Below are 5,848 nucleotides of genomic sequence, written 5' to 3'. Positions count from 1 at the left end.
GTTCTTTTTGAACAATGAAACAGAATCCGGGGTATACAACCTGGGAACTGGTAAAGCCAGAAGTTTTTACGAACTGGCACTGAATACAGTAAGGGCAAAGGAAGATAACTATGAGATAAATGGCGAGGATGTAATAGAATTTATACCTATGCCTGAAGACCTCAGAGGAAGATATCAGTATTTTACACAGGCTGAGATGGATAAACTGAAAAAAGCCGGGTACACAGATGAATTTTTTACCCTTGAAGAGGGAGTCAAAGATTACGTGCAGAATTATCTGGTGAAGGAAGACTCGTATCTATAGGGGGATAAAATAAGTTGAGCGCATTATTAGTTGTAATTATACTTGGAGTAGTAGAGGGTTTGACAGAGTTTATACCTGTAAGCAGCACAGGGCATATGATTCTCGTAGAAGAATTTATAAACAGTCCGCAGCTGTCTAAGGAATTTATGGATACTTTTCTCATAGTGGTACAGCTAGGAGCCATACTGGCAGTTGTACTGATATTCTGGAAGGATATAAGTCCTTTTGTAAGCAATAAGAAAGAGGCGAAAGAAAAAATATCTCTCTGGAGCAAAATAGGGGTAGGGGTGCTTCCTGCAGCAGTTGTAGGACTTCTTTTGGATGATTATATATCTGAATATTTTTTTGGAAATGTGGTCATTGTAGCAGTGATGTTAATAGTATACGGATTGCTTTTCATGAAGGAAAAATCCTTTGAAAAAGAAAACTGTATAGAGGATATAAAAAAACTTACTTATAAGACGGCATTCATCATAGGATGTTTCCAGTGTCTGGCTATGATACCGGGGACTTCCAGGTCTGGAGTCACTATAATAGGCGGTATAATTTTGGGGCTTTCCAGGGGAGTGGCAGCGGAGTATTCTTTCTTTCTGGCTATTCCTATAATGGCTGGAGCCACCTTGCTTAAGGTTTTGAAAAACGGGCTGAATTTTTCCCCTGAAGAATGGCAGCTTACGGCAGTAGGGACAGCTGTATCTTTTTTCGTAGCTTATATTGTCATAAAATGGTTTATGTACTATATAAAAAACAGGGATTTTAAGATATTTGGTGTATACAGAATTGTACTAGGTATCCTAGTACTGATAAGTATTTTTTAAACAAGGAATAAATTCCTTGTTTAAATTTTTATAAGGGGGGAGAAATTATGAACATGAACATAACAGACATTCTTGTGGCAGCAAAGGAAGCAGAGGCATCAGATATCCATCTTGTGGCAGGTAAACCACCTACATTCAGGATTCACGGGGTATTGGAAAATATGCCAGGCTGTGAGGAAAAATTAATGCCTTTGGATGTAAAAGAACTTGCCTACTCAATACTAAACGAAGATCAGGAAAAAAGTTTTGAAAAAAATAAAGAGCTGGATTTTTCATTTGGTATAGCAGGAGTGGGAAGATACAGAGTAAATGTCCATGTGCAAAGAGGTACCATAGGAGTATCAATAAGATCTCTGAGTACGGAAATACCTGATTTTTCAAAATTAGGACTTCCTGAAGTGGTAAGAAGCTTTACGGAATATGAAAACGGACTGATACTGGTAACGGGTCCTACTGGAAGCGGTAAATCTACTACACTGGCATCTTTGATCGATAAGATAAATAAGGAGAAGGCTCATCATATAATAACTGTAGAGGATCCCATAGAATATCTTCATACTCATAAAAGGGCCCTTGTAGAACAGAGGGAACTAAAATCCGATACAGCAAGTTTTTCTACGGCTCTTAAATATGCACTTAGACAGGACCCTGATGTAATCCTTATAGGAGAGATGAGAGACCTCGAGACAATAACAGCAGCACTTACAGCAGCAGAAACCGGTCATCTGGTTTTCGGTACTCTTCATACAAACAGTGCAGCAAAAACAATAGACAGGATAATAGATGTATTTCCTATGGATCAGCAGTCCCAGATAAGGATACAGCTTTCTACTTCACTGAGGGCGGTACTTGCTCAGCAGCTTGTTCCTTCTACTGATCACAAGAGAAAAGTAGCCTGTGAAATAATGGTAGGAACCCCTGCCATAGGAAACCTCATAAGAGAAAATAAAACATATCAGATACCATCCATGATAGAAACCGGTATGAGACACGGAATGATCAGTATGGATGCTTTTTTGGAAAAGCTTCTCAAACAGGGTAAGATAACAACACAGGAATTTGAAAAAAGGTCCAGTGTCAAAAAAAATAGAAATGATCTATAGGTGATGAATTGTGGCAAAATATAAGTACAGAGCCAGGGATAAAAACGGTCATCTCATTGACGGCGAGATGGAAGCGGCTAATGAGTCGGAACTGAATATAGAGTTAGATAATCTAGGCCATTTTCTGATAAGTGTCCAAAAGCCTGATACAGTTCTTGGAGGAGATATACTGGCTCCTTTCAGAAAGGTGAAGGTAAAGGAGATGACTCAATTTACAACAGAGCTGTCTACCCTTATAGAGGCTGGAATATCAATAGTATCAGCTCTTGAAATAGAGATGAAGCAGCTGAAGGAAGGTATATTGAGAGATGCCATTTCAAAGGCTATAGAGGATATCAAGGGAGGAGAGAGTTTTTCTGAGGCTTTGTCAAAACATCCTAAGGTATTCAAAAAGATATATACCGGACTGGTAAAGTCCGGAGAGGTGTCAGGACAGCTAGACAACATATTGCTAGACCTGGCAAAATATCTAGATGTGAGCTATAAAAACAGGTCAAAGGTGAAATCAGCAATTATTTATCCCTGTGTAATGTTTGTAGTGGCAATGGCAGTATCAGTCTTTCTATTGGTAGTTGTGCTGCCTAGTTTTGTGTCTGTATTTGAAAACTCAGGTGTGGATCTTCCTCTTCCAACAAGGATGCTTTTAAATCTCTCTCTCTTTATGAAAACCAAGTGGTATCTCATGCTGGGAGGAATCGCATTTTTAATTGCCCTTGTAAGGCTGTGGTATACCACTCCTGACGGAAGACATATGATGGACGGATATAAGCTGAAAATCCCTATATTTGGAAGTTTAATGAAAAAATCAGTAATATCTAGATTTACCAGGACTTTCGGAGCCCTCATGAAAAGTTCTGTTCCTATGCTTCAAGCTCTTGACATTTTAAAAGAAAGTATAGAAAATGCAGTGGTGGAAGAGGTAGTGGACAAGATGAAAGTGGTGGTAAGTGAAGGAGGCAGGGTCTCTAAGGAGCTAGAAGAAAGCGAATATTTTCCGGCTATGGTTTCAAGGATGGTTTCTGTAGGTGAAAATACTGGTGAACTGGACAAAATGCTGATGAAGATATCCGATCATTATGATAATGAGCTGGAAAATGATATAAAAGGGCTGACTTCAATTATCGAACCTATTCTCATAGTTTTTATGGGGATAGTTGTGGGAAGTATAGTTTTGGCAGTAATGCTTCCTATGTTTGATATGATAAAGCTTGTGAAATAGAAACCGGAGGTTAAAGTTTGATTTTAGATACAGATTTTGATATTACAGAAAACAGTGTAGACGAGTTTTTGAGAATACTTGTTCCTGAGGCAAGGGGTAGAGATATAAAGGTGAGGACTATAGAGGAGGGGGAGAACATAACCCTTCTCATAGAAACCAACGGAATAAAAAAAGAATTTACCTACAAAAACCATATAGACAGGATAGATGATCAGAAAATAGTAATGGCCAAAACCTCTCTTCTGGATATATATGGAAAAGACTATCCCTGGGGTAGTCTGAAAGGGGTAAGACCTACAAAACTTGTAAGAAGACTGTTAGCTTTAGATTATGATTATCTGGAGATAAAAGATATTTTGGAGGGCCTTTTTAAAGTATCTGAAAAAAAGAGTTCCCTCATTATACAGGTTGTAAAAAAAGAGATGGAGTACCTGGACAGGGACTATATAAATATGTATATAGGGATACCATTCTGTCCCACAAAATGCCGATACTGTTCTTTTGCATCTTATGAAATAAACAGCGGAGTGGGGAGACATTACGGAGCATTTGTAGATACTCTGGTAGAAGAGATAAAGCTCACAGGGGAACACCTGAAGGCTAATGAATATAAAATAGGATCCCTCTATATCGGGGGTGGGACTCCTAGCATCCTTACAGAAACTGATTTAGAAAGGGTTCTGGCTTCGGTTAAAAACAATGTGGATCTGTCCTTTATAAAGGAATTTACCTTTGAAGCAGGAAGAGTAGATACTCTCACAGTGAAGAAACTGGAAATAATGAAAGAGTACGGAGTGGACAGGATAAGTCTGAATCCTCAGACTTTTAATGAAGAAACACTGAAAAATCTCAACAGAACTTTTTCAAGAGAAAAATTTGACGAGATGTATGCTATAGCCAAAGATATGGGATTCATAATAAATATGGATCTGATCATAGGCCTTCCCGGTGAGGGTACAAAGGAGATACTGAGCACAATAAAAGAACTGGAAAACTATCAGATGGAAAATCTCACGGTGCATGTACTGGCACTGAAGAAAGCCTCTATACTCTTCAAGGACGGACACCAAGAGGAAGAGATCGACAGAGAAGCTGTGGAAAAAGGGATAGAAGAGTTTATTCATAAAAAATCCCTTAAACCTTACTATATGTACAGGCTAAAAAACAGTACCCAGTGGGGAGAAAACCTAGGTTATGCAGTAGAGGGCAAGGAATCTATATTTAATATAGAGATGATAGAGGAGAACCAGTCTACAATAGGTCTGGGGGGAGGAGCCATCACTAAAAAAATAGTGGCGGAATCTCCTGTGAGAGACCATATAGACAGACTGGTAGGACCTAAAGAACCGGCTACCTATGTGAGAGAGATGAGAGAGAGGCTGAAAAAAAAGCTGGATCTTTTTAAAAAATAATTTTTTAAGTCATTGGAAGGGGAGATGGGATGAATGAGAACAGAAAGTTCCTGCTTCTCATCTTGGTGATACTGGGTATTTTTGCAGGAGAAAAACTGTATAAAAACTTAAATCTGGAAAAAAACAAGAAAGAATCAAAGTATGAGCTTACTGTGACAAGAAATTCCTATGAAAATAAAAATGAGCCTCTGGATATAAATAAATCCACTGTGGACAGGATGTTGAAAAACGGTATAAGTCTCAAGTATGCAGATGGTATAGAGGAATATCGTGAAATAACAGGGGGCTTTCAAACTATAGATGAGCTGAGAAGGATAAAGGGTATAGGGGCAAAGACCTATGAAAAACTTTCTGAAAAAATAAAAGTTTATGAGAAACCAGAAAGAAATAAACTTTATATAAACGAAGCCAGTGATAAAGTCCTTCTGTATTTTGGTCTTACAAAAAAAGAGATAAAAAAAATAAGAAAAGAACAGAAAGAAAATTTTAAAATTAACAGTAATATCCAACTGAGAAATATACTGGGGGATAAAAGATACTATGACTTTAAAGATTTTGTACAGTATGAGAGATACTAAGGAGGCCTAAAGGGTCTCCTTTAGTTTTTTTAATATAGTCACCTTCATATAAATTGAAAAAAAATGTTATCTATGATAAAATCAAGTTTGTAAATTTAATTTTGAGAGGAGCAAAAGATGGCCAGACTTATTAGAGGTGCTAGCAAAAATGCTAGATTTTTTATAGTAGATTCAAAAGATGTTGTGCAGAAGGCTCAAGATATACACAAGTGCAGTCCCACTGCTATAGCTGCATTTGGAAGATTTCTTACAGCAGGGATAATAATGGGTGCAGGTCTAAAAGGGGACGACCTTATGACTCTCAGGACTGATACAGACGGTCCTCTAAACCACATGATTGTGACTTCAGATGCCCTTGGAAGAATCAAGGGATATGTTTCCAATCCTGAGGCAGACCTTCCTCTGAAGGCAAAT

The 5,848-nt window shown here is 38.0% G+C and carries 6 protein-coding genes and 1 pseudogene; all 7 read left to right on the top strand.

Features of this window, described 5'->3' with window-relative positions:
• A pseudogene (locus tag ABZA26_RS06035) lies at positions 1-304 on the top strand (ADP-glyceromanno-heptose 6-epimerase); the annotation flags it as partial.
• Between the two features lie 14 nt (positions 305-318).
• Positions 319-1,122: an undecaprenyl-diphosphate phosphatase gene (locus tag ABZA26_RS06030; RefSeq protein ID WP_372713621.1), complete on the top strand. Its 804-nt coding sequence runs from the start codon at positions 319-321 to the stop codon at positions 1,120-1,122.
• Between the two features lie 47 nt (positions 1,123-1,169).
• On the top strand, positions 1,170-2,225 hold the full coding sequence (locus tag ABZA26_RS06025) for a type IV pilus twitching motility protein PilT (protein ID WP_372713620.1): 1,056 nt from the start codon (positions 1,170-1,172) through the stop codon (positions 2,223-2,225).
• 10 nt (positions 2,226-2,235) lie between these two features.
• Positions 2,236-3,444, top strand: coding sequence for a type II secretion system F family protein (locus tag ABZA26_RS06020; RefSeq protein ID WP_372713619.1), 1,209 nt, complete (start codon positions 2,236-2,238; stop codon positions 3,442-3,444).
• A gap of 17 nt (positions 3,445-3,461) precedes the next feature.
• Complete coding sequence (locus ABZA26_RS06015; protein ID WP_372713617.1) at positions 3,462-4,856, top strand: coproporphyrinogen III oxidase; 1,395 nt, start codon at positions 3,462-3,464, stop codon at positions 4,854-4,856.
• A 29-nt stretch (positions 4,857-4,885) separates the two neighbouring features.
• On the top strand, positions 4,886-5,434 hold the full coding sequence (locus ABZA26_RS06010) for a ComEA family DNA-binding protein (protein ID WP_372713615.1): 549 nt from the start codon (positions 4,886-4,888) through the stop codon (positions 5,432-5,434).
• Positions 5,435-5,551: 117 nt separating this feature from the next.
• On the top strand, positions 5,552-5,848 hold a 297-nt coding region (locus ABZA26_RS06005), incomplete at its 3' end, for an Hsp33 family molecular chaperone HslO (RefSeq protein WP_372713614.1).

Origin of the sequence: Ilyobacter sp. (assembly GCF_041583315.1) — a bacterium.
Classification (GTDB): Bacteria; Fusobacteriota; Fusobacteriia; order Fusobacteriales; family Fusobacteriaceae; genus Ilyobacter.
Note: the sequence above shows the minus strand (reverse complement) of the source record. Positions and strands in the feature narration are given on the sequence as shown.